This is a genomic window from Nonlabens sp. (assembly GCF_965660805.1).
Classification (GTDB): Bacteria; Bacteroidota; Bacteroidia; order Flavobacteriales; family Flavobacteriaceae; genus Nonlabens.
The window spans coordinates 47,339-72,307 of the sequence record NZ_CBFIBE010000005.1; the positions used below are offsets into that span (position 1 = coordinate 47,339).

Genomic DNA, 24,969 nt, shown 5'->3' on the forward strand with positions numbered 1-24,969 from the left:
TTCATGATCTAAGCATTTACAGATTGAGGCTGAAGCGTTATACTTTTACCATTAACGATCACATCTACAGGATCATTTCCTTGAGTGGTTACCTGTGTTCCTGTTTTAGTAACTTCTACATGCAACACTTGATGGCGGAAGTTAATTTTAAAGCTAAACCCATCCCATTGTTCCGGAAGTTTAGTATCAAAACTAGGTTTGTTATCAACGATTTTAAGACCTCCAAAACCTTCTACAATACTCATCCAGGTTCCTGCCATACTGGTGATATGACAACCTTCTTCTACTTCTTTATTATAATCATCTAAGTCCAGGCGCGAGGTTCTTAAATAGAATTCATAAGCTTGATCCATGCGGTCTAGTTTAGCCGCTTGAATACTGTGAACACATGGCGATAACGAACTCTCATGAACGGTTAATGGTTCATAGAAATCAAAGTGTTTTTCTAGTGATTCTTTAGAGAAATGATCTTCAAAGAAATAGAATCCTTGCAGTACGTCTGCCTGCTTGATGTAACAACTTCTTAAAATGCGATCCCAAGACCATTTCTGGTTGATAGGTCTGTGTTTTTGATCTAAATCTTTTACCGGTATGATTTCTTTATCTAAGAAACCGTCTTGTTGTAAATAAACGCCTAGTTCTTCATCATAAGGTTCATACATACCATCTGCGACTTCTTTCCATGATGCCGTTTCTGATCCTGTTAGGTGTGTGAGACCTATGATACGCTCATAGTCACTCGCGTATCCATCTTTTACTTTATCTAGATGTTCTAGACATTGATTGATACACCATTTGGCTAAATAATTAGTGTACCAATTGTTATTCACATTATTCTCATACTCATTAGGTCCTGTCACACCTAGGATCATGTATTTATTTGCTTTTTGCGAGAAGGTAGCTCGCTGATGCCAGAATCTAGCGATCGCGATCATTACTTCTAGTCCCATTTCTGGAATGTAAGAGTAGTCTCCTGTATATCTCACGTAGTTGTAAATGGCAAAAACCATCGCACCATTACGGTGTATTTCTTCAAAGGTGATTTCCCATTCATTATGAGATTCCTCACCATTCATGGTAACCATAGGATAAAGAGCAGCTCCAGAAGAAAACCCTAATTTCTCAGCATTTTCAACGGCCTTGTCTAGCTGCTCATATCTATATTTCAATAAATTTCTTGCTACTTGTTGATCTTTAGTAGCCATGTAGAAAGGTATACAATATGCCTCAGTATCCCAGTACGTGGAACCTCCATATTTTTCACCTGTAAATCCTTTAGGACCTATATTTAATCTAGCGTCCTTACCACTGTAAGTTTGATTGAGCTGGAATATATTAAAACGTATTCCTTGTTGTGCTTTAAGGTCTCCGTCTATGGTAATATCTGCCATGGACCATATTTGTGCCCATTTCTCAATCTGACTTTGCAATAATACATCATATCCTGTTAATGTGGCATGAGTAAGCACTTTTCTAGCAGCATCAAACAGTTCATACTGTTGATGGTTTAAACTAGAAGTATATCCTGCATATTTTCTCAAGGTCACATTCTGACCTTCTTCTAGGTCAATACTTGCCGTGTGGCGCACCACTTTATTGTTTTGTTCTAAATGATCTGCATATTGAAGATGCTCGCCATTCTGAACAAGCTCTGACTGCATGAAGGTACAGACATGAAAATTAGTCTTATTAGTACGACTGCGTATGAATCCCTGATGATCCTGAGACTCTAATTCTTCTATTTCCCAGAATGCGTCATCCCAGTTAGAATCTTCATTTGTGATTCCTGCATCAAGGTAAGGTTGAAATTCTATTTTTAGCGTTCCTTTTACGGCAGTTACTTCATAATTAATAACACCTAGCTCATCTACTTCTAAACTTAAAAACCTGCGAGCTGTTACTTGAATTACTTTATCCTCTGAAAGGTGCGCTACAAAGCTGCGTTCAAGCCAGCCTTCTTTCATATTAAGCTCTAGCTTATAATCACTAACCTTTTCTACTAAATGTAAATCAAGCGGTTCACCGTCTATAAAAATATCTATACCTATGAAGTTAGGTGCGTTTAACACCTTAGCAAAATATTCTGGATAGCCATTTTTCCACCATCCTACACGAGTTTTATCTGGATAATAAACACCTGCAACATAGCTTCCTTGAAAAGTATCACCACTGTATTGTTCTTCAAAATTTGCACGCTGTCCCATGGCACCATTACCTATGGAAAATAAACTCTCACTAGATTTTACTAATCCAGGATTCCATCCTTCTTCTATGATAGACCACGCATCAGCTTTTATATATTCCTGATTCATTGCTTCTTTTTATTCAATAATGTTTTAATATAATCTTGTGGCATGTTTGTAAAGTGTGTAAACACCTCATCTGCCTCGTGTAATATGTCTTGTTCTCCTAGACCTATAGAAATCATACCAGCGGTATTTGCTGCTTGTACACCAGCAACGCTGTCTTCAAAAACGACACTATCTATTGCGGTATAACCTAAATGATTACAAGCGTTAAGAAATACCTCTGGATCTGGTTTTGCTTTGGTCACGTCAGTTCCGTCTACGATCACATCAAAAAGATCTTTAATACCTAATTTTTCTAGAATAGGTCTTGCATTTTTACTAGCACTTCCTAAGGCGATAGGCTGTCCCAATTCTTTAAGTTCTAATAAAAAATCATGCACACCAGGAAGAATATCATTTACATCTAGCGTTTTAATAAGCTCGAGATATTCTTCATTTTTCTGGTCCATTTTAGTTTGAAAAATGGCTGGACTGATTTCTTTATTTCCCCATTCCAAAATTTTCTTCAAGGAGTTTACTCGAGAAACTCCTTTGAGTTGCTCGTTTTCTTTTTCGGTAAAATTGATTCCTAGAGAAGCTGCTAATCGTTGCCAAGCTATAAAATGAAACTTTGCGGTATCCACGATTACACCATCTAGGTCAAATATGAATGCTTTTTTACTCATTATCTATGGAAGGCTGATATGTAATTGCCTTTTTATTAGTGATTAATAAATTTGAAAACGCTGCTATGATCAAAAAGATTCCTGCTATAGTCATTGCATGAATAGCTTCTTCTCCTATGAGTTTTTGCAGGAATACGACACCACCTACGGCAGCGATGATTTGCGGTATGACGATGAACATATTAAAAACACCCATCATCAATCCCATTTTATGAGATTCTACTGAGCTGGACAACATAGCATAAGGCATGGATAAAATACTTCCCCATGCAATACCTATTAAGCTAAAAGAAATGATCAACTTTTGCGGTTCACCTGGTATGAAAAACATGTATAAGAAACCTAAACCACCTAGAATAAGACACGCCATATGAATGTACTTTCTATTAATGCTCTTATAAGCTGTGTAGAATGTAAGACCTAAGGCAAAAATCATGGAAGTTAATCCATAGATTCCCATTTTAGAACCTACATCATCAGAGGCCTCATTATAGGCTTTGTCTTTTTGTTTATACTCTTGCTCTTGAGCCTGATTTAAGAAAATGATTTCTTTATCATCATTTTTTAACGCTTCTAGCTCACCTTTTTCATTTGTTGTGGTTTGAGCATATTCTATAACATCGGGTTTAGGTGCGTCATATATATGACTAGTAAGAGCTGGATTTGCGAGTGTCCACATCGCAAAAAAGGCAAACCATGAAAAGAACTGAACAACACCTAACTTTTTCATCACTAAAGGCATGAGCGCATAAGTGCTCGATATAGTTTCCCACATCCCTTTTTTCTCTTCAGGTTCTTTTTCTGAATCGTCAAACTGGGCTAATTCCTCAGGAGAATATTCTTTAGTAGTAAATATGGTCACAAGGATTGCAGTAATGAAAACAAAAGCACCGACGGCAAAAGCGACTTTAACAGAATCTGGAACTACTCCAGCTGGCGCTTCATTTGATATTTCCAGTGTATTATTTACCCATTTAGGTAAGTTACTGGCTACCCAAGTTCCCACACCTATGATTAAGGTCTGTACTACAAAACCATAACTACGTTGAGATTCTGGTAGCTTATCTGCCACCAGAGCTCGGAACGGTTCCATAGAAATATTAATAGACGCATCGAGGACTAATAGTAATCCTGCAGCCATCCACACCTCAGAAGAATAAGGCATGAATAATAAAGCGATGGAACTAAGTATAGCTCCTAATAAAAAGAAAGGCCTTCTACGACCTAGGGTTTTATGCCAGGTATTATCACTGAGATAACCTATAATAGGTTGAACAATAAGTCCTGCAAGAGGAGCAGCAATCCATAATAGAGGTATCTCATCCTTATTTGCTCCTAATGTTTCAAAAATACGTGACATAGTTGAGCCCTGTAAGGCAAAACCAAACTGAATACCCAGAAATCCAAAACTCATGTTCCAGATATTCCAGAAACCTAACTTAGGCTTTTGCATATCGTTATTTTTTTTAATGACGATAAGCCTTATGACTTATCAAAACTTAAATATTTGTGTGTGAAGAAGATAAGTTTTGATGTTCTGTTTAAAGTTTTATCTTTAAAACGCTCGCAAGTTAAAAAATTACGGTGTAGATTCTCTTTCTACGAGAGAAGTTTTTACGATAACGGTTTCGTAGCGTTCATCTTCTTTATGATCAACTTCCAGTTTTTCAATGAGTTTTGCTGCCGCTAGACCTCCCATTTCTTCTCCTTTTTGACCTATTGTTGTAAGCGTTGGGCTTGCATATTTTGAAAGAATTCCATCTGTAAACGCAACAATTGCTACATCTTTAGGAATAGTTTTTCCTAAACGTTGCAGGACCTTACTAGCAGTTACCGCAAATAACTCATTAACTGCAAGAATTCCATCGTGTTCATTTATACTTAGAAACTCTTCTATTTGCTGTGCACAATGATCTATATCTTCTATTTTAAGAATAGCATTTTCATCTATTTCAAAACCACGCTTCATCAGTGCTTCTTTAAACCCTTGAGTACGCAATCTGCCTACATTCACATAATCTGGAGTAGTTAATAGTGCTATTTTTTTACGGTTTTTACGCAGTAAAAACTCTGTTGCTTTATTTGCGGCTTCTACATCATCTATGATCACTTTATCACAAGAAATATCATCTGCTACTCGATCAAACATAACTATAGGCATCCCTTGATTTACTACTTCACGTAAGTGATGAAAATCCTGTTTTTCCATAGTTTCTTTAGAAAGACTCATGATAAATCCATCTATAGAACCATTTGCCAGCATATCCATATTCACAACTTCTTTATCAAAACTCTCTCCAGAAAGGCATATAATTACTTGATATCCATTTTCATTTGCGACTCTTTCTACACCAGAAATTACCGTTGCAAAAAAATGGTGCACAATCTCAGGAATAATAATACCAATTTTCTTAGTTTTCTGATTTTTAAGACTTAACGCAATGTTGTTAGGCTTAAAGTTATATTGTTTTGCATACTCCTTAATCTTGTTACGTGTTTCTAAACTAATCTCGTGACTATCCCTTAAAGCCTTAGAAACGGTGGATATGGAAACCTTTAATTCTTGCGCAATTTTTTTGAGTGTTAACTTTTGAGCCATTTTTGTATAAATTATTTAAACATAATTAGTTACGCTTTCGCGAAAGCGAAATATAATACAATTAAAGCTAGTAAAAAACACCGAAAACGTTTTCGTAGAATTGCATTGCGAAAACGGTTTCTTAACACAGAGTTTACATATTTTTGAGCCGTGTGAGAAGAAGATATTCTCTATTAATTTAAATAATTTCAGTAATGAATCAAAAATTTAAAACTGCTTTATTGTTTCTTGTACTTCCCTTACTAGCTGTAGCTCAAAGTGTTGTGACAGGAACTGTTAAAGATGCAAGTACCGGTTTACCTGTCCCTAGTGCCAGCGTTCTTGTAAAAGGAACCTCTAATGGTACCGCAACCGATTTCGACGGGAACTATACTCTTGGTGATGTGCCAGATGGCGCTACGATAGTTTTTTCATACTTAGGATACACTTCCCAAGAGATTGAATACACTGGTCAAGCAACCATAGATGTAAGTCTTGCCGAGAACCCATCTGAACTTGATGCCATAGTTCTTATAGGTTATGGTAGTACAACCAAAGAAAATGTAACAGCGGCACAAACCACCGTAAAAACTGAAGAATTCAACAAAGGAGCTATTGTATCTCCAGGACAATTACTAGCTGGTAAAGCAGCTGGTGTTCAAGTTACTGCAGCTACCGGGCGACCAGGAGATGGGCCACAAATTAGAGTAAGAGCTGGTTCTACTTTAAGTGCTAGTGCTGACCCTTTATATGTAGTTGATGGAATACCATTAGATGCGACTAATGCAAACCTTAATACTATAAACCCTGCTGAAATAGAAAGCTTTACCATACTTAAAGATGCTAGTGCAACTGCTATATATGGTAACCGTGCTTCAAATGGTGTAATTATCATCACCACTAAAAAAGGTAAACTAAGTAGTGATTTAGAGATAGGTTATGGTGTACAATTTGCCATAGACAGAACAGCTGAAAGATTAGATGTTCTAAACGGTGATGAATTTAGATCATACATGAATGAAGTAGGTAGTGCAGATCAAATAGCTCTTTTAGGAACAGCTAATACTGACTGGCAAAACCAGATTTACCAGAATGGAACACAGGCTATTCACAACATTACACTTCAAAAGGGTTATGATAACACTGCCATACGTGCAAACATAGCGCACACTAATCAAAACGGTGTTCTTAAGACTTCTGGATATAAGCGTACTAGTTTAAATGCTAGTGTGATTCAAAAATTACTTAAAAATGATTTGAAACTTACTTTAAATGTTCAAGGTGCCCTTGAAGAAATTAGAAATGCTGATGAAGGTGCCATAGGATCTGCTATAGATTTTGATCCTACGCAACCTGTTTTTGATGTAAATGGACCTAATGGTTTCTTTGAATATTTCCAAAGCAATGGTGATATAGACCCTAATGCTCCTAGAAATCCACTAGGACTATTACGCAGCCTAAGAGCTCAAACAGATAACAATCAGATCAGAACCACATTACAGGCTGACTATAAAGTACCAGGTGTAGACGGACTAACCTTTAACGGTACTGCTGGTTTAGACTATAATGAGTTTGATTCTTCATCTAGCAGGGTAAACGGTTCTGCAGTGACTCTATTAAATGCTGGTACTGCATCTAGTTCAAACGGTATAAGAGTAAATCAATTGCTTAATGCTCGTTTAGATTACAAAAAAGACCTCGAAAGAATAGATTCTAAACTTGAGCTTACAGCAGGTAGTAGCTATCAAGGTTTTAGAAGAGAAAGCACTTCTTTCAGCCAAGATAATACAGGAGCTGATATTGAACCGTTCCAAGCATATAATGAGAATAGATTAATATCCTTCTTTGGTCGTGCCTCTATTGACATTAAAGATTTATTAGTACTATCTGCTAGTATTTCTAGAGATGGTACTTCAAGGTTTTCTCCTGATAACAGATGGGGAACTTTTGGAGGTGCAAGTGCTGGTCTTAAACTTACTAACACTGACTTTGTACGTAATAGTTCTTTTATATCACAGCTGAAAGTTCGTGGTGGATTTGGGGTTACAGGACAACAAGAAATAGGTCAAGACTTTTTATACTTAAATAGATCTACTCCTAGTAATGACCAGGCACAAGTTCAAATAGGTGACCGTTTTTATACAACGATAAGACCTGAATTAACAACTGATCTTAAATGGGAGGAAACTACTCAATATAACGTAGGTATTGATTACGGATTTTTTGATGATCGTTTAACAGGTTCTATAGACGTTTACACTCGTGACACTGAAGATCTTTTACAATTTGGACCACTAGCAGCTGGATCCTTAGGAAACTTTGCACTACAAAATGTAGGTGCAACTCGCAGTAGAGGTATTGAACTAGACGCACAAGTAAAACTATTTAAAGGAGAAAACTTTAACTGGAGTGTAGGTGGTAATTTAACTTTTAATGAAATCGAAATTACGGATTTATCACTAGGAGATAATGATGCTCCAGTACCACAAACACCGGTAAGTGGTCAAGGTTTTAATAACTTTATACAAGAATGGGCTGTAGGAGCAGATCCTACCGCATTTGTTGTTTACAGACAGGTTTATGATCAAGAAGGTAACCCATTAGATGGGGTGTTTGTAGATCGTAATGGTGATAATGTGATCAATAGCGACGATAGAGTGCGTTATAAGCAAGGAAATCCAGATGCGTTTTTTGGATTCACTTCTAACCTTAACTACAAGAGATTTGATATGAGTTTTACTTTAAGAGGATCTGTAGGTGGTTACAACTATAACAACGTGAGAGCTGCTAGAGAAAATGCAGTTTCAGTAATTGAAAATCCAGGAGATTTCCTTAACAACTCTACAAGTGGTATTCTAGATAACGACTTTAGAAGTGCTCCATTAAACTTATTATTCTCAAGTGAATACATAGAGAAATCTGATTTTGTAAGATTAGATAACCTTTCGTTAGGTTATACGTTTAATACAGACCAAGTAGGTATAAGAGCCTCAATCACAGGAACAAACTTATTTACAATTACTAACTACAGTGGTTTAGATCCTGAGTTAGGTAATGGTGTAGATGGTGCTATTTTCCCTAGAACCAGAGGCGTAATCTTTGGACTTAATTTTGACTTTTAAAATTCTAAGAACATGAAAATATTTAAATCAACAATCCTTATATTCTTTCTTGCAGCTACCTTAGTTGCTTGTAATGATACTCTAGACTTAGAGCCAGAAGGAAATACAGAAGCTGCTGACGGCCTGAATAGTCTTGAAGACTTTCAAGGAAGATGGGCAAAATTATATGCAGGTCTTATCATAGGTGGTCAACAAGGTGGTGACGGCGGAGCAGACATACAAGGTATAGATGGTGGTTTTTCCAACTACAGCCGTTTATACTGGAAGCTTCAAGAACTGTCTACTGACGAGGCTATCATAGCATGGAACGATGGTACTATTAAAGACTTACACTGGCAAAACTGGACTCCAGATAATGAATTCCTTGCAGCTATGTTCTCTCGTTTAAGTTATCAAGTAACCTTGAATAATGCTTTTTTACGAGAATCTACTGATGGAGCTATTACTAGCGCTGGTCTTAGTGGTACTGAAGCTGACTTAGTAAGAAGCTATCGAGCTGACGCTCGTTTCTTAAGAGCCTTATCATACTACCATGGTTTAGACTTATTTGGTACATTACCTTTTACAACAGAAGAAAATGCTGCTGATGGCTCTGATCTTCCAGAATATATTTCTAGCGTAGACTTATTTAACTACATAGAGAGCGAATTATTAGACATTATAGACGAGCTACCGGCTGGTTCTGGATCTGAATATGGTCGTGTAAGTGAAGCGGCTGCACAGATGTTACTAGCTAAACTATATCTAAATGCTGAGGTCTATACTGGAACTGCACGTTATACAGATGCACTTACTTATGTAAACGCAGTTATTGCTCAGGGATACACCATAGACACTAACTTATCGTACGCATCATCTTTCCTAGCAGATAATGATCGTAATGGTGCCCAAAGTGAATTCATCTGGACTCTTAATTTTGATGGTGCAAATACACAAACATTCGGTGGTACAACCTTCTTAGCTCACGCAACAGTAGGAGGAGCTATGGATGCTTCTCAATACGGTCTTGACGGCGGATGGGGCGGAATCAGAACAACACCAGAATTTGTTGAGATTTTTGAAAACGAAGAAAATTCCGCAGATGGTAGAGAAAACTTTTTTACTAATGGACAAAACAAAAGTATTGCTGATGTAGGAACATTTACCGATGGATATGCTATCGTGAAATTTCAAAACATTAATAGTGACGGTTCTTCTACAGGTAACGACCTTTTTGTAAGTACAGATTTTCCAGTATTTAGACTTGCTGATGCATACCTAATGTATGCTGAAATTGTTGCACGTGGTCAAGGTGGTGATGCTGCAACCGCAGTAGGTTATATCAATACACTAAGAGAGAGAGCTTATGGTAATACTAACAATGGTATAACTACAAGTGATCTTACTCTAGACTTTATACTTGATGAACGTGCTAAAGAATTACACTGGGAAGCACACCGACGTCAAGACTTAATTCGTTTTGGTCAGTTTTCTTCAAATGGTGTATGGGAATGGAAAGGAAATGTACAAAGCGGTACGACTACTCCATCATTCAGAGATCTATACCCAATCCCAACAACAGAACTTAATTTAAATTCAAACCTCATCCAGAATCCTGGATATTAATCATAATTAAAATTACATATCATGAAAAAGTTTTCAATATTACTTCTTTCTTTTCTTGCTATAGTTGTCGCAATTTCATGTGACGATAATGAAGAAGAGTTATTTATTAACGAGCCATCATCAGGGTTAGCATTTGAATCGACCGCTGCGGCATCTTACTTATTAACTTTTGAAACAAAGGATAACTTAGCTGAACGTCTAGTTTGGAACGACATAGAATTTGAAACGCCGGTTTCTGTTAACTATGAAGTACAAGCCTCTAATGACCCGGCTAACTTTGATACACCTGCTGTTGTAACGTCTACTAATGATAATTTTGTAGATATCTCTGTGGAAAGGTTGAATCAACTAAGCGCTGAACTAGGACTAACGCCATTCTCTCAAGGAGTAATCGCAATGAGAGTAGTAGGAACTACCGCTGACAGTACTATGGAGCCATTAATTTCTGATGTTTTAGTATTATCAGTAACGCCATATACTACTGAAAGCCCTAGATTATGGGTGCCTGGTAACTATGCGGCTTCTAGTGGATATGGAGCAGATTGGGCTCCTGGAGATGCAGACACTCCATTTATTGAAGCTGTAGAATTCGGTAGTACAGAGTATGAAGGATTTATATTTATGAACGTTGCAACTCCTAATTTTAAATTTACTTTAGAACAAGATTGGGACGAAGCTTACGGAGATGGAGGAACTGGATTATTAGATCTTAATGGTGGAGACTTATCGGTTCCTGGACCAGGATACTATTATATCACAGTAAACACTGATCCTGATGGAGATCCATCAACAAATGATGCCACATGGACAGCAACCGCTACTAGCTGGGCCATGATAGGAACTGCAACTCCTAATGACTGGAATGACCCAGATACAGATATGACTTATAACTCAACTACACGTAAGTGGGAAGTTGATGTAACCCTAAGCCAAGCTGAATTCAAATTCAGATCTAATGATGACTGGTCAAGCCCTTTAAACAACTTTGGTGAAAATAGCGATGGTGAACTTGAGTTTAATGCTGGTAACTTTACTTTTGATCAATCAGCAGGACTGTACAAAGTAGAATTAGATTTAAGTCAGCCACGTAATTATACCTATACAGCGACAGGTATTTAAAAAATAATAAGCTTACTAAGAAAAAGGGCTGTTATCAGCCCTTTTTTCATTAAAAGAACTGCCATGAAAAATAACATACTTCTAATAATTACATGTATAAGTTTTGCTTTCGCGAAAGCACAAGTAACAATAAACCCTACTACTGCAACACAAGCAGATGCTGTAACGATTTTCTTTGATTCAACCGGCACACCATTAGAGAATGCAACGGGTACTCTTTATGCCTATACCGGTGTTACTATTAATGGTAATCGATGGCAAAATATTATCGTACCAACCTTCAATGACAACAATGGAGCACCACAATTTGTTAATACAGGAGGAAACAATTACCAATTAACCATACCCAATTCCATAGAACAATTTTATGGTGTCACAACTGGAGATGTGGTTAGCGAGATTTGTTTAGTGATAAGAAATGCTACAGCAACAGCACAAACCAGTCCAGACATATTTATTCCTATTTTCCAACAAGGACTAAACACATTAATAACAGCACCTCAAAATGGTGATATTTTTGCTTTAAATCAAAGCACTACCATAACCGGTGATGCGTCACAAACGGCTAGTTTAAATATTGCGGTAAACGGCACTTCTGTTAGTACTGTAAACGCTGCAACTATTTCTACACCTTACACCTTTAGTACCACAGGTGCGCACAACATAGTACTAACTGCAGATAATGGTACCACCACTGCAACTGATGAAATAAATGTTTATGTTCCTACCACCACACAAAACCTGCCGAGACCAAGCGGCGTAAAAAATGGAGTTAATGAAAATGCAGATGGTAGTGTAACCTTTGTACTAGCGGCTCCTGGGAAATCTGATGTGATGCTTACAGGAAGTTTTACAAACTGGAATCTTCAATCTAATTACCAAATGAATAAAGATGGAGATTATTTCTGGATCACAGTTCCAGCCTCAGAATTTACCGCAAACACTGAATTCATGTATCAGTATCTAGTTGATTTTGATATCACCATCGCAGATCCATATTCTGGATTAATCTTAGATCCAGGAAGTGACCCGTTTATCAAACCGGGAAATTATCCTAATCTTCCCGCCTACCCTGAAGATCAAACCACTGGTGATGTAACTCTTCATACGTATCAAGCAACTCCTTATAACTGGAACACAAATAATTTTCAACGCCCAGATCAAGAAAACCTGGTGATTTATGAAATACTAGCACGTGATTTCTCAGAAGAAGATAGTTTTCAAGAAATCATCAATCGTATCGATTATTTAGAAGACTTGGGAATTAACGCTTTACAATTCATGCCCGTTAATGAGTTTGAAGGAACAGATAGTTGGGGTTACAATCCTAAATTCCATGGAGCACTAGACAAAGCTTATGGAACACCCGCGAAGTTTAAGGAGCTTGTCGATTTATGTCATTCTAAAGGCATTGCGGTAATCATAGATGTAGTGTACAATCATGCATTTAGTCAGAGTCCACTATGTCAAATGTGGTGGGATGAAGCAAACTTTAGACCAGCAGCTAATAATCCTTATATGAACGTAACTCCTACCCATGACTTTAATGTAGGATATGATATGGATCACTCTAATGTACATGTGAAAGAATATGTAAAGCAAACACTTCAATACTGGATTGATGAATATAGAGTTGATGGATTCAGATTTGACCTATCAAAAGGTTTTACACAAAATAATACATTAGGAAATATAGGTGCATGGAATGCCTTTGATGCATCACGTGTTGCCATATTAAACGATTATAAAAACACAATCTGGAATGCTACTAGTAATGATATCTATATGATTTTAGAACATCTAGGTGGAGCTGCAGAAGAATCTGCACTGGCAAATGATGGTTTTATGCTATGGGGAAAAATGACTGATGAATTCAACCAAAACTCTATGGGGTACAATAGTAACAACGATCTATTTAGATCTTATTTTACTTCTAGAAACTTTAACGATCAGCACCTAGTTGCTTATGCAGAAAGTCACGATGAGGAACGCTTAATGTATAAGAACCTACAGTTTGGTAATACATCAAGCGCTTCACACAATGTTCAAAACCTATCTATTGCTCTAGATAGACAGGAAGCTATAGCAGCTATATTATACAGTATTCCTGGACCTAAAATGTTATGGCAGTTTGGTGAACTAGGTTATGATATTAGTATCAATGATAATGGTAGAACTGGTCGTAAGGACATTCCATGGACCCTAGGTTATGACACCGATCAGGATCGCATGGATTTATACAACGTTACTGCTACGATGATAGGTTTTAAAACGTTATATCCAGATACATGGAATAACACATTCAATAATCTAGATTTAGGAGGTATTACTAAACGTATCAACTTAGACGGTCCAGTATTTGATGTTGTAGTTGTAGCAAACTTTGGGGTAACTCCACAATCAGTGAACCCTAATTTTTCCCAAACAGGTACATGGTTTGAGTATTTTAGTGGAACTACGACTAACGTTACTAACACTACTGCAAATCTAACCCTACAGCCAGGTGAATATCGAGTGTATAGCACACAACAGTTGCAAGATCCTTTAAGTAATGATGACTATATAGAAAATAACTTAAACCATATTAAATTGTATCCTAACCCAGCACAACATTCATTCAGACTATCAAATGAAATTGAGCAAATGAACATTTATAATATGAGTGGTCAACAGGTTCTTCAATTTAATGAAACTTTACCAGTTTACACCATTGATGCTTTACCTGCTGGAATTTACCTTATAGACATCAAAACAACCACTGGTAATCAACAAACAAAACTCATAAAGGAGTAATATAACGATTTTAATTGATTTTTGTCGATATACATAATTAATGTGTTGACATTTATCTTTGTAATGAAAGGTCTAGATAAATTCGTTTCACTGAAGGTAAGTACTTGAGTTTTCCATAAAAATTTAAGTATCTCTTTAAGTGTAACCTAATACTCTTTTCATAATTCATTCGGTTACAAAAGCCTGTCTTAAGACAGGCTTTTTTTATGCTGGTTATAGAAATAGTAAGCTAGGAATAATGCCCTATTGAATTTATCAAGGCTTAATAAATGGTTTCTTTTTTACTTACTTTTTACTTAAAATTATTTCTGTAGCTAGGGTTATGTAAAGAATTTTTAGCTTCAACTAAGCAAAAAATAATTCAATTCATTTTAACGACATTATAAACACAAACTGGTATAACTTAAAGTAGCTTGAGATAAATATATCCTGAAATGAGCATTCTTAAAGTCGCCGCTCTATTTCTATTTGAACAATTGTCGCTCCAGTAAAAATGTAGTAAGCACCACATCAAAGTTGCGCTGAATATCTACAGGCATATATTTTATCCTGTTCTGTCCACAACGCACTCTTAATTTCTCAAAATAGGCACTTATAGCTTTCTTATAGACTTCTTTTACGTTATCTGCATATAAGTCTATGTGTTCTCCTGTTTCCACATCTGTATAGCGCGATGGTTTGTTTGAGAAGTTAAAGTCTACTTCAGTAGCACTATCATAGGTATGAAAAAGAACTACGTCATGCTTGTTATACTTTAAATGTCTCAAAGCTTCAAAGAGCTCGTTTTCATGTACACCACTTTGAAACATATCTGTAAATAAAAATATGAGCGAGCGGCGCTTCATTTTTTCAGCGATTTCATGGAGGTATTTATAAGTGTTTGTGGTTGCACCAGTAGGCCCATTAGTGACTAGCTGAGATAATTGATCCAGTAGCATGTTATGGTGTCTATCGCTACCTTTCTCTGGAGCATAATACTCATAAGAATCGCTGTAAACAGAAAGCCCTACTGCATCACGCTGCTTTTTCAATACATTCATAACACTAGCAGCAGCAAGTGCGCTAAACCCGACCTTATTTAAACTACCTAAAGACTGACTGTTCACTAGTGGATAGTGCATGGAAGGACTATTATCTATGATGAGATGACAGCGCAAATTTGTTTCTTCGTCATATCGCTTAGTGTACAACTTGTCTGTTCTAGCAAATAGTTTCCAGTCTATATGTCGTGTACTTTCTCCTGGATTATACACTTTATGCTCAGCAAACTCAGCACTAAAACCATGGAACGGAGATTTATGCATACCAGATATAAAACCTTCTACTACCTGACTGGCCAGTAAAGCTAAGTTTTTAAATCCTGCCGTTTTATGTAACTCCTTTTGAATATCCATAGCGTGAAGATAAGAGGTAGATGTTTAATGACAAATAAAGTGCTTTTAAAAGTAGTAAAGATGTAGGTTATCTCGCTTTCGCGAAAGCGTAATTCCAAAATTTAATCCATAAAAAAACTCATTCCAGTTAAGAAATGAGCTTATTTATAAAGTTTGAACCCTTATTCTAGTTCAATAATGCGTCTATTGCGTCTGTGTAAGCATTTTTAGGTGCTACACCTACCTGACGTCCTACAACTTCTCCGTTTTGGAACACAAGTACCGTAGGGATGTTTCGTACACCGTACTTAGCAGCAAATTCTTGATTTGCATCTACATCCATTTTACCTACTACCGCTTTACCGTCATAGTCTGAAGCTACCTCATCGATGATAGGTCCTACCATACGACATGGTCCACACCATGCTGCCCAAAAGTCAACCAATACTGGCTTATCACTTTTTAATACTGTTTCTTCAAAGTTTGCGTCTGTTATTTCTAATGCCATTTTATATGCTATTTTAATTTCTAAATACAAAAGTAATCAAATCCTGTTCCATTTCATATCACAGTGTTATTGTACTTACTTATAATGATATGTAGGTTTATGATTTAGTGATTAATTAACACCATAGTTAATCCCTTGCTCGTCTAGCAGTGCTAGTAACTCATTAGTTACATTTACTTTCTTTAAGCGGCTAGGCATGTTGAGCGATATTTTTTCCTCGTGATCTACCAGGTTAAAAAATAGCTGGTGATCACCTTTATGAGTTTCCAGCACTTGCTGCAACCACTCTACCCTATTCTCTACTACTTCACTGATGTGAAATTGAATAGTTAATTTTTTTGCAGTAGCTGCCATTAAGTCTTGCAGCTGTTGCATGACTAAAAAGTTGATTCTAGGCTCTGTAGGTCTACCTGTTTTTTTATCGATCCAGCCTTCTTTAATCTTAATTTTACAGTGAATAAAGGAGTTAGGAACTAAAAAGTGACGGAATTTGAGATAGTCTTCATTAAATAATCTAAATTCATAACTATCTTCATAATCTTCTACGGTAAACATTCCCCAGCCTTTATTAGTCTTAGTAATGCGATGTTGCACGTCACTGATAACTCCACAAAAGGTTAATTCTCTATTTACTAATCCATGTAAATCTTTCAAGCTACTCAATCCTGTATTACAGAAAAACTCCATCTCTTTTTTATAATCATCTAATGGATGACCAGAAATATAGATCCCTACGACTTCTTTTTCTCTTTTAAGCTTTTCCATGGTTCCCCAATCTTCACAAATAGGTAGTTCTGGTTCTGGAATTTGAACGTCACTCGCCTCACCAAAAAGGCTTACCTGTGCGCTATTCTCGTTTTCCTGAAATTTCTGTGCATATTTTACAACTTGCTCTAGAAATATTTGTCCATTATCAAATGAGTGGAAATACTGCGCTCTATTTTCTCCACCTAGCCCGTCAAATCCACCGCTTAAAGCCAGCGCCTCAAAGGACTTCTTATTTGCTGCGCGTAAATCTATACGTTTTGCCATATCAAAGATGCTCTTGTATGGTCCATCTTTTCTATTTTCTATAATGGTCATAACGGCTCCATGCCCTAATCCCTTTACAGCTCCCATCCCAAAACGGACCGCACCATCTTTATTTACAGTAAACTTATAGTTTGATTCATTTACATCTGGTCCCAGCACGGGTAATCCCATGTGTTTGCATTCATCCATGAACTTCGTCACATCCTTGATCTGGTTCATGTTGTTTGATAACGTTGCTGCCATAAACTCTGCTGGGTAATTTGCTTTTAAATAAGCTGTTTGATAACCGATCCAGGCATAACAAGTCGAGTGTGATTTATTAAATGCATAAGATGCAAATGCTTCCCAGTCTTTCCATACCTTTTCTAGAATGGTACGGTCATGACCATTTGATTCTCCATTATCGAGAAACTTAGGTTTCATTTTTTGTAGCGTCGCCATTTGCTTTTTACCCATCGCTTTACGCAATACGTCTGCTTCACCTTTTGAGAAGTTAGCTAGTTTTTGAGAAAGAAGCATCACTTGCTCTTGATATACAGTAATCCCATAAGTTTCAGACAGGTATTCTTCCATACCATCTAGATCATAACTGATCTCTTTAACTCCATGTTTTCTATCAATAAAGTCTGGAATATATTCTAGTGGTCCTGGCCTGTACAGGGCATTCATGGCTATTAAATCTGCAAATTGGGTGGGTTTTAAATCACGCATATACTTTTGCATACCAGCACTTTCATACTGGAAGATTCCTATGGTATTACCTTCTTGAAATAATTCATAGGTCTTAACATCATCTAGCGGTATCGCCTCTATATCTAGATCTATATGATGGCGTTCTTTTATAATCGCTACCGTGTCTTTTATTTGACTTAAAGTCTTAAGCCCCAAAAAGTCCATTTTTAACAGACCAGCACTTTCTACAACCTCATTATCAAATTGAGTAACGTAGAGGTCAGAGTTTTTTGCCGTGGCTACAGGAACAAAATTAGTTAACGCATCTGGTGTGATGATGACTCCACAAGCATGTACTCCAGTGTTTCTCACAGACCCTTCTAGAATACGGGCTTGTTTCAAGGTCTCAGCTGCGAGATCTGAACCGCTCGCAATACGCCTTAATTCCTCTACCATGTCTGCATCTTCACCACGGAATTTGCCTCGTACCTCATTATCTTCTAGCGCAAAAATCTTTTTGAGCTTAGAGAAATCAGGAATTAATTTTGCGATATGGTCTGCCTCATTGAGTGGTAAATCTAGTGCTCTAGCGGTATCACGTATAGAAGATTTAGCCGCCATAGTTCCATAAGTAATGATTTGTGCCACCTGACTAGCTCCATATTTTTCAATCACATAATCCATTACTTTATGACGATTTTCATCATCAAAATCTATATCTATATCAGGCATAGATACACGGTCTGGATTTAAGAAACGCTCAAAAAGCAGGTCGTAATGAATAGGATCTACATTTGTAATCCATAAACAGTAAGCAACTACACTTCCTGCGGCACTACCACGGCCAGGACCTACAGCTACGTCCATATCTCGAGCCGCTTTTATAAAATCCCAAGTTATTAAGAAGTAACCTGGATAACCCGTTTTACGTATGGTTTCCAGTTCAAAGTCCAGTCGTTCTTCAATCTCTGGAGTGATTTCTCCATAGCGTTTTTTTGCACCTTCATAGGTGAGGTGTCTTAAATAAGCATTTTCTCCTCGTTTTTTATTATCGTTTTCATCATGAGCATCTAGAAATTGTTCTGGGATATCAAATTTGGGTAAAAGTACATCCATCGCGAGCTCAAATGGCTCAATCTTTTCCAGCACTTCACTGATGTTTAAGATCGCCTCTGGCAAGTCTTTAAAGAGCTGTTTCATTTCTGCACCAGACTTGTAATAATACTCTTGATTAGGTAATCCATAACGGTAACCGCGTCCACGACCTATGGGCGTTGCTTGCTTTTCTCCATCTTTTACACAAAGTAAAATATCGTGAGCATTTGCATCTTCTTTATGAACGTAGTAGGTATTATTTGTAGCGATTAATTTCACATTATGCTTTCGCGAAAGCGAGACCAGTACCTCATTTGCCCTTTGTTCATCTTCCTGCACATCACTCATGCTAGAGCCGTGGCGCATAAGTTCTATATACAAATCATCGCCAAATTGTTCTTTCCACCATAACAGTGCTTCTTCAGCCTGTTTTTCTCCTAAGTTGAGGATTTTTGAAGGCACCTCACCATACATATTTCCTGTAAGAACTATAATGTCTTCTTTAAATTCCTCAATAAGTTTTTTATCAATTCTAGGGACGTAGTAAAATCCATCAACATAGGCCTTACTTGACATTTTGGCTATGTTGAGATAGCCATTTTTATTTTTAGCTAGAAGTACGATTTGATAACCGTTATCCTTGTGTGTTTTATCATTCATGTCCTCACAAACAAAGAACTCACAGCCTATAATAGGTTTGATAGGTTCTTTAAGGAGCTCGCTATCTTCTTCAACTAAGATGCTTTCGTTATGTGCTTTTACTGCTTTAATGAAGTGAAAAGCACCCATCATATTTGCATGGTCTGTCATGGCAACAGCAGGCATATCGTTTGCAGCAGCTGCTGCTACTAAATCTTGAACACTGGCCGTGGATTGCAAAATAGAAAACTGAGAATGTGCATGTAAATGAGCAAATGGCGCCTCATTAAGCTCTTCTAGGTTCTCTTCAATTTCTTGATGCGTTAATTCTGGTTCTACGGTCTCAACCAGTTGCTCTGAGGCTTGCTTAAGGTTAATGTGTCGTATTCCAGCTGGCTGCATCATCGCCGGATTTACTTCTTGAAAACGGACAAAATAGTCATCTGCAACATCCAGTTGTTGCTTTGTGTACTGTTGTTTTCTTACCAGTTCTAGGAAACACCTAGTTGTGGCTTCCACATCGGCAGTGGCGTTATGGGCTTCTCCAAAGGGTTGATTAAAAAGAAACTGGTGGAGTTCTGTAAGTGTAGGTAGTTTAAATTTACCATAGCGTCCACCGGGAATTTGACAGAGTTGTGCGGTATGCTCGGTACAAGTATCTAATACTGGAATTTCTTGTAGATCATTTGCTATTTGGGTTCTTTCAAACTCAGCTCCTGTTACGTTTAAATCAAATTTTAAATTCTGACCTACTACAAATTTTGCTTTGCTTAGCGCTATATTGAATTCAGACAGCATTTCTTCTAGCGGTACACCTTGCTGCTGGGCTAGTGCTGTAGAAATCCCGTGTATGCGCTCTGCATCATAAGGAATATCAAAACCGTCAGGCTTTACTAGATAATCTTTATGCTCGATGAGGTTTCCCATTTCATCATGTAACTGCCATGCGATTTGAATCACACGTGGCCAGTTATCTACATCTGTATAGGGTGCATCCCAGCGTTTAGGTAATCCTGTAGTTTCTGTGTCAAAAATGAGATACATACTTATCGAGTATTGGGTTTTTAATTATAGATGTCCCAGGTTTTAAGCTTATAAGGAACAGCGCCATACAAACCTAAAATAATAATATTAACTATTTGAATAACAAATAATTATAACCAATATTATTTTTTAAAATGGAAGTTTAAATATAGGTCATTAGTGGTCTTTTTAAAAGGAGAGTTATAAACAAAATATGCACTGAGTGTTGAAGTGCGCTTTTGCGAAAGCGAATAAAAAAACGGCTTCACAAGATGCGCAAAGCCGTTTCACATTTAAATACTTATTACTTTTTAAGAGCCACACATCTCACAGTCGTCACCATTACTGGCAGCGTCTTTAGCGCGTTGCAAGATCATTCTATATTCTTCGGCACTCATCTCATCACTTTCTGTGATGACATTTGTGTTTTCTATAGAATTGGCTTGGTTCAAAACATTTGCAGCTGCTGGTGCACCGTCATCTACAAAAAGCGACTGTGTCTGACCTACTGGTGGTGTTTGTGTTACCGGAGCTGCTGCTACTGGTTGAGACACCTGAACTGCTGGTGCTGGAGCAGCTACTGGCGCTGCTTTTTTCTCTTTAGTCACTGTAAACTTAATGGCGTCTACGGCAGCCTTAGTTCTTAAGTAGTACATTCCTGTTTTTAATCCACTTTTCCAAGCATAGAAATGCATAGAGGTCAGTTTAGACATATTTGCATTTTCCATAAATAGATTCAAGGACTGAGACTGGTCTATAAAATAACCACGCTGGCGTGACATGTCTATAATGTCTTTCATCTTCATTTCCCAGACCGTTTTATAGAGCTCCTTAATTTCTTCAGGAATTCCTTCAATCGCTTGAATAGAACCATTATTTCTCATAATAGCATTCTTCAATGTATCATCCCACAATCCTAAATCTACTAGGTCTTTAAGTAAGTGCTTATTTACTACGATAAACTCTCCTGAAAGTGTTCTACGTGTATAAATGTTTGAAGTATATGGTTCAAAGGCTTCATTATTACCTAAAATCTGAGAAGTACTTGCTGTAGGCATAGGCGCTACTAGAAGTGAGTTTCTCACACCATTTTTCATCACTTTTTCTCTTAAACCTGACCAGTTCCAGCGACCACTTAGCTCGTTATCCTGGATGTTCCACATATTAAACTGGAACTCTCCTTGAGACATAGGTGAGCCTGCAAATGTAGAATATGGACCTTCTTCCATTGCCATTTCCATAGAGGCTTCACAAGCTGCAAAATATAGTGTCTCAAAAATTTCTGAGTTTAACTTCTTAGCCTCGTCACTGGTGAATGGAAGGCGTAACATGATAAAAGTATCTGCCAGTCCTTGAATACCTAACCCGATAGGTCTGTGACGCATGTTAGAATTTTCAGCTTCTTTTACTGGGTAATAGTTACGGTCTATTACTTTATTCAAGTTACGTGTTACACGCTTGGTTACTTTATAAAGAGCTTTATGATCAAAACTTCCATCTTTCACAAACATAGGTAAAGCAACAGATGCGAGGTTACACACGGCTACCTCATCTGGTGAGGTGTATTCTAAGATCTCTGTACAAAGGTTAGAAGACCTGATTGTTCCCAGATTCTTTTGGTTAGACTTACGGTTTGCCGCATCTTTATACAGCATGTATGGTGTTCCTGTTTCTATTTGCGATTCAAGGATCTTATCCCAAAGCTCACGTGCTTGAATGGTTTTGCGACCTCTACCTTCTTGCTCATACTTTGTGTATAGCGCTTCAAATTCATCACCATGCACGTTATATAAATCTGGACATTCATTAGGACACATTAAAGTCCATGGTCCGTTTTCTTCTACACGTTTCATGAACAAGTCAGAAACCCACATAGCATAAAAGAGATCACGAGCTCTCATTTCCTCTGCACCGTGGTTCTTTTTAAGGTCTAAGAAGTCAAAAATATCTGCATGCCATGGCTCCATATAAATAGCAAAAGAACCTTTACGTTTTCCTCCACCTTGATCTACATATCTAGCTGTGTCGTTATACACCTTAAGCATAGGGACTATTCCATTAGAAGTACCATTAGTTCCTCCTATGTAAGAACCTCTAGCTCTTATGTTGTGAATAGACAACCCTATTCCACCGGCACTTTGTGAGATCTTTGCTGTTTGTTTTAAGGTATCATAAATACCTTCAATACTATCATCTTGCATGGTTAACAAGAAACAAGAAGACATTTGAGGCTTAGGTGTACCTGAATTAAATAAAGTAGGAGTTGCATGTGTAAAGAACTTCTTAGACATCAACTCATAGGTTTCAATTGCAGCGTCCATATCATCTATATGGATTCCTACAGAAACACGCATTAACATGTGTTGCGGGCGCTCTGCTATCTCACCATTAATTTTCAACAAGTAGCTACGCTCTAGTGTTTTAAACCCAAAATAATCGTATCCAAAATCACGATTATAAATAATAGCAGAGTTCAAACGGTCTGCATTATCTTGAATAACTTGATACACCTCATCTGAAATCATAGGTGCTTTTTTATTAGTACGAGGATTCACGTACTCATAAAGATCTGTTACCACATCAGTAAAAGTCTTTTTAGTGTTCTTGTGTAAGTTAGACACAGAAATACGCGCTGCAAGACGAGCATAATCTGGATGCGCAGTGGTCATAGTTGCAGCGGTTTCTGCAGCTAGATTATCTAGTTCACTTGTAGTAACACCATCATACAGCCCATCTATAACTCTCATAGCCACCTTTACTGGGTCTACATGATTACTAAGGCCATAACACAATTTACGCACTCTAGCGGTGATTTTATCAAACATCACTGGCTCCTTATGGCCATCTCTTTTAACTACAAACATTTTGAACTAATTTTTTGGATTTAGAGAAAAGAATTTTCAGCCCTTTTCTCAATAATTGGGTTAACACTTTTGAGAACACCCTAAAACGCTCTCTTACAATATATACAGGACAACCTAACGGTTGAAATTTTTATCTAGAAATCAGCATCTAGTGAGAAAGAGTCCATTTCAGTCTTTCCTTCTTTTGTGCTATTCATAACACCAGCTTTTTGATATTCACCGACACGCTTTTCAAAGAAGTTTGTTTTTCCTTGAAGGTTAATCATGTCCATAAAGTCAAATGGATTTGTAACATTATAAACAGGTTCACACTCTAATTCTACTAGTAGGCGATCTGTTACAAATTCCAGGTATTGTGTCATCAACTTTGAGTTCATTCCTATCAAGCTTGCTGGAAGGGACTCTGTTATGAATTCACGTTCTATATTTAAAGCCTCTACGATAATCTCAGTAATACGAGCCTTAGGTACTTTATTTATTAAGTGGTTATTATGTAGGTGTACGGCAAAATCTGCATGCATACCTTCATCACGAGAGATCAATTCATTAGAGAAAGTTAATCCTGGCATCAATCCTCTTTTCTTTAACCAGAAAATAGAACAGAACGCTCCTGAAAAGAAGATTCCCTCAACAGCTGCAAAGGCTATTAAACGTTCTGCAAAAGATGGGCTCTCGATCCACTTTAATGCCCAGTCTGCCTTTAACTTAATCGCTGGGAAATTTTCTATAGCCTTAAACAATTGATCTTTTTCTTTATCATCTTTTACATAAGTATCGATTAATAAAGAATAAGTCTCTGAGTGAATGTTTTCCATCATAATCTGGAAACCATAGAAAAATTTAGCCTCTGAATACTGAACTTCATTTACAAAATTCTCTGCAAGATTTTCATTTACGATTCCATCACTCGCCGCAAAAAAGGCAAGAATATGCTTAATGAAATAACGCTCATCAGAATTTAGTGAATTCTCCCAGTCTGTAATATCTTGATGTAAATCTATTTCCTCTGCAGTCCATATACAAGCCTGTTGTTTTTTATACCATTCCCATAAATCATGGTGTTGAATCGGGAAGATTACAAATCTATCTGGGTTATCTACTAAAATAGGTTCTACAGTTGTCGCTTGCATATTACACTCTTTAATTTTTTCAAAATTCATTCTCACTCGGTCTAACAAAGATCAAAAATGATTAGGTTCAAAAAGAAGAATAGCGGTTTTGATTTTAAACAAGTTTTCAACACTTAATGGCAAAGCCTACTAACACCCTAAAACAGGGAGAAAAGCCTGTAAAAATCTAGTTTTCAAAATATTAAAATTTCGTCTAACTTTCCTTACTGTTCATAGAGAAGAGTCCTAACAAGACCTCTTTTTATCAGTAATACAACATGGATTTTAAGTGTTTTCCTTCTTTTTTATTGAAAGAATTAACAAGAAAGTTATAAACGATTTTCTACTAACCAATGGTGTGAAATTCAATTCCTGAAAGGCAGATTTATGATTATAATGAATAATTATCTGGAGAAAACTAGATCACATATCCATAATACCCATTAAAATTTGTCCTACCTAA

The 24,969-nt window shown here is 37.0% G+C and carries 13 protein-coding genes; 4 read left to right on the plus strand and 9 right to left on the minus strand.

From position 1 onward, the window contains the following. Window positions 1-8 precede the first annotated feature (8 nt). The 4 genes from ACTF48_RS02560 to ACTF48_RS02575 form a co-directional block, all read right to left on the minus strand. On the minus strand, window positions 9-2,312 hold the full coding sequence (locus ACTF48_RS02560) for a glycoside hydrolase family 65 protein (protein WP_438961570.1): 2,304 nt from the start codon (window positions 2,310-2,312) through the stop codon (window positions 9-11). Next, window positions 2,309-2,974 (minus strand): beta-phosphoglucomutase, encoded by a 666-nt coding sequence (gene pgmB, locus ACTF48_RS02565; protein WP_438961571.1) that lies wholly within the window; start codon window positions 2,972-2,974, stop codon window positions 2,309-2,311. The genes ACTF48_RS02560 and pgmB overlap by 4 nt, the downstream gene beginning before the upstream one ends. After that, window positions 2,967-4,427: an MFS transporter gene (locus tag ACTF48_RS02570; RefSeq protein WP_438961572.1), complete on the minus strand. Its 1,461-nt coding sequence runs from the start codon at window positions 4,425-4,427 to the stop codon at window positions 2,967-2,969. Before ACTF48_RS02570 ends, pgmB begins: the two co-directional genes overlap by 8 nt. 126 nt (window positions 4,428-4,553) lie before the next feature. Beyond that, window positions 4,554-5,573 (minus strand): LacI family DNA-binding transcriptional regulator, encoded by a 1,020-nt coding sequence (locus ACTF48_RS02575; protein ID WP_438961573.1) that lies wholly within the window; start codon window positions 5,571-5,573, stop codon window positions 4,554-4,556. A gap of 194 nt (window positions 5,574-5,767) precedes the next feature. Between ACTF48_RS02575 and ACTF48_RS02580 the strand changes: the two genes are divergently transcribed. The 4 genes from ACTF48_RS02580 (at window position 5,768) to ACTF48_RS02595 (ending at window position 14,191) form a co-directional block, all read left to right on the plus strand. Then, window positions 5,768-8,674: a SusC/RagA family TonB-linked outer membrane protein gene (locus tag ACTF48_RS02580; protein WP_438961574.1), complete on the plus strand. Its 2,907-nt coding sequence runs from the start codon at window positions 5,768-5,770 to the stop codon at window positions 8,672-8,674. 12 nt (window positions 8,675-8,686) lie between these two features. Then, window positions 8,687-10,279, plus strand: coding sequence for a RagB/SusD family nutrient uptake outer membrane protein (locus tag ACTF48_RS02585; RefSeq protein WP_438961575.1), 1,593 nt, complete (start codon window positions 8,687-8,689; stop codon window positions 10,277-10,279). A gap of 21 nt (window positions 10,280-10,300) precedes the next feature. Further along, a complete protein-coding gene (locus ACTF48_RS02590; RefSeq protein WP_438961576.1) occupies window positions 10,301-11,398 on the plus strand; it encodes a SusE domain-containing protein in 1,098 nt (365 codons plus the stop codon). Between the two features lie 63 nt (window positions 11,399-11,461). Beyond that, window positions 11,462-14,191, plus strand: a complete 2,730-nt coding sequence (locus ACTF48_RS02595; RefSeq protein WP_438961577.1) for an alpha-amylase family glycosyl hydrolase — start codon at window positions 11,462-11,464, stop codon at window positions 14,189-14,191. Window positions 14,192-14,655: 464 nt separating this feature from the next. Here the strand turns inward: ACTF48_RS02595 and ACTF48_RS02600 are convergent, their stop codons facing one another. From ACTF48_RS02600 to ACTF48_RS02620, 5 genes are all read right to left on the minus strand, one after another. Next, entirely contained in the window at window positions 14,656-15,585 is a 930-nt protein-coding gene (locus tag ACTF48_RS02600) for a DUF58 domain-containing protein (protein WP_438961578.1), read from the minus strand. 166 nt (window positions 15,586-15,751) lie between these two features. Beyond that, window positions 15,752-16,072 (minus strand): thioredoxin, encoded by a 321-nt coding sequence (gene trxA, locus ACTF48_RS02605; protein ID WP_438961579.1) that lies wholly within the window; start codon window positions 16,070-16,072, stop codon window positions 15,752-15,754. Between the two features lie 111 nt (window positions 16,073-16,183). Then, window positions 16,184-20,554 carry a DNA polymerase III subunit alpha gene (gene dnaE, locus ACTF48_RS02610; RefSeq protein WP_438961580.1) on the minus strand — a complete coding sequence of 1,457 codons (4,371 nt, stop codon included), beginning with the start codon at window positions 20,552-20,554 and terminating at the stop codon, window positions 16,184-16,186. Window positions 20,555-20,844: 290 nt separating this feature from the next. Next, window positions 20,845-23,397, minus strand: a complete 2,553-nt coding sequence (locus ACTF48_RS02615; RefSeq protein WP_438961581.1) for a ribonucleoside-diphosphate reductase subunit alpha — start codon at window positions 23,395-23,397, stop codon at window positions 20,845-20,847. Between the two features lie 134 nt (window positions 23,398-23,531). Continuing rightward, window positions 23,532-24,527: a ribonucleotide-diphosphate reductase subunit beta gene (locus ACTF48_RS02620; RefSeq protein ID WP_438961582.1), complete on the minus strand. Its 996-nt coding sequence runs from the start codon at window positions 24,525-24,527 to the stop codon at window positions 23,532-23,534. Window positions 24,528-24,969 lie beyond the last annotated feature (442 nt).

What these genes read in the sequence shown, in the direction of transcription:
- ACTF48_RS02615 (WP_438961581.1), bottom strand. Translation starts at nt 23,397, where the DNA reads ATGTTTGTAGTTAAAAGAGATGGCCATAAGGAGCCAGTGATGTTTGAT.
- ACTF48_RS02590 (WP_438961576.1), top strand. Translation starts at nt 10,301, where the DNA reads ATGAAAAAGTTTTCAATATTACTTCTTTCTTTTCTTGCTATAGTTGTC.
- dnaE (WP_438961580.1), bottom strand. Translation starts at nt 20,554, where the DNA reads ATGTATCTCATTTTTGACACAGAAACTACAGGATTACCTAAACGCTGG.
- ACTF48_RS02575 (WP_438961573.1), bottom strand. Translation starts at nt 5,573, where the DNA reads ATGGCTCAAAAGTTAACACTCAAAAAAATTGCGCAAGAATTAAAGGTT.
- ACTF48_RS02585 (WP_438961575.1), top strand. Translation starts at nt 8,687, where the DNA reads ATGAAAATATTTAAATCAACAATCCTTATATTCTTTCTTGCAGCTACC.
- ACTF48_RS02600 (WP_438961578.1), bottom strand. Translation starts at nt 15,585, where the DNA reads ATGGATATTCAAAAGGAGTTACATAAAACGGCAGGATTTAAAAACTTA.
- ACTF48_RS02580 (WP_438961574.1), top strand. Translation starts at nt 5,768, where the DNA reads ATGAATCAAAAATTTAAAACTGCTTTATTGTTTCTTGTACTTCCCTTA.
- ACTF48_RS02560 (WP_438961570.1), bottom strand. Translation starts at nt 2,312, where the DNA reads ATGAATCAGGAATATATAAAAGCTGATGCGTGGTCTATCATAGAAGAA.
- trxA (WP_438961579.1), bottom strand. Translation starts at nt 16,072, where the DNA reads ATGGCATTAGAAATAACAGACGCAAACTTTGAAGAAACAGTATTAAAA.
- pgmB (WP_438961571.1), bottom strand. Translation starts at nt 2,974, where the DNA reads ATGAGTAAAAAAGCATTCATATTTGACCTAGATGGTGTAATCGTGGAT.
- ACTF48_RS02620 (WP_438961582.1), bottom strand. Translation starts at nt 24,527, where the DNA reads ATGCAAGCGACAACTGTAGAACCTATTTTAGTAGATAACCCAGATAGA.
- ACTF48_RS02595 (WP_438961577.1), top strand. Translation starts at nt 11,462, where the DNA reads ATGAAAAATAACATACTTCTAATAATTACATGTATAAGTTTTGCTTTC.
- ACTF48_RS02570 (WP_438961572.1), bottom strand. Translation starts at nt 4,427, where the DNA reads ATGCAAAAGCCTAAGTTAGGTTTCTGGAATATCTGGAACATGAGTTTT.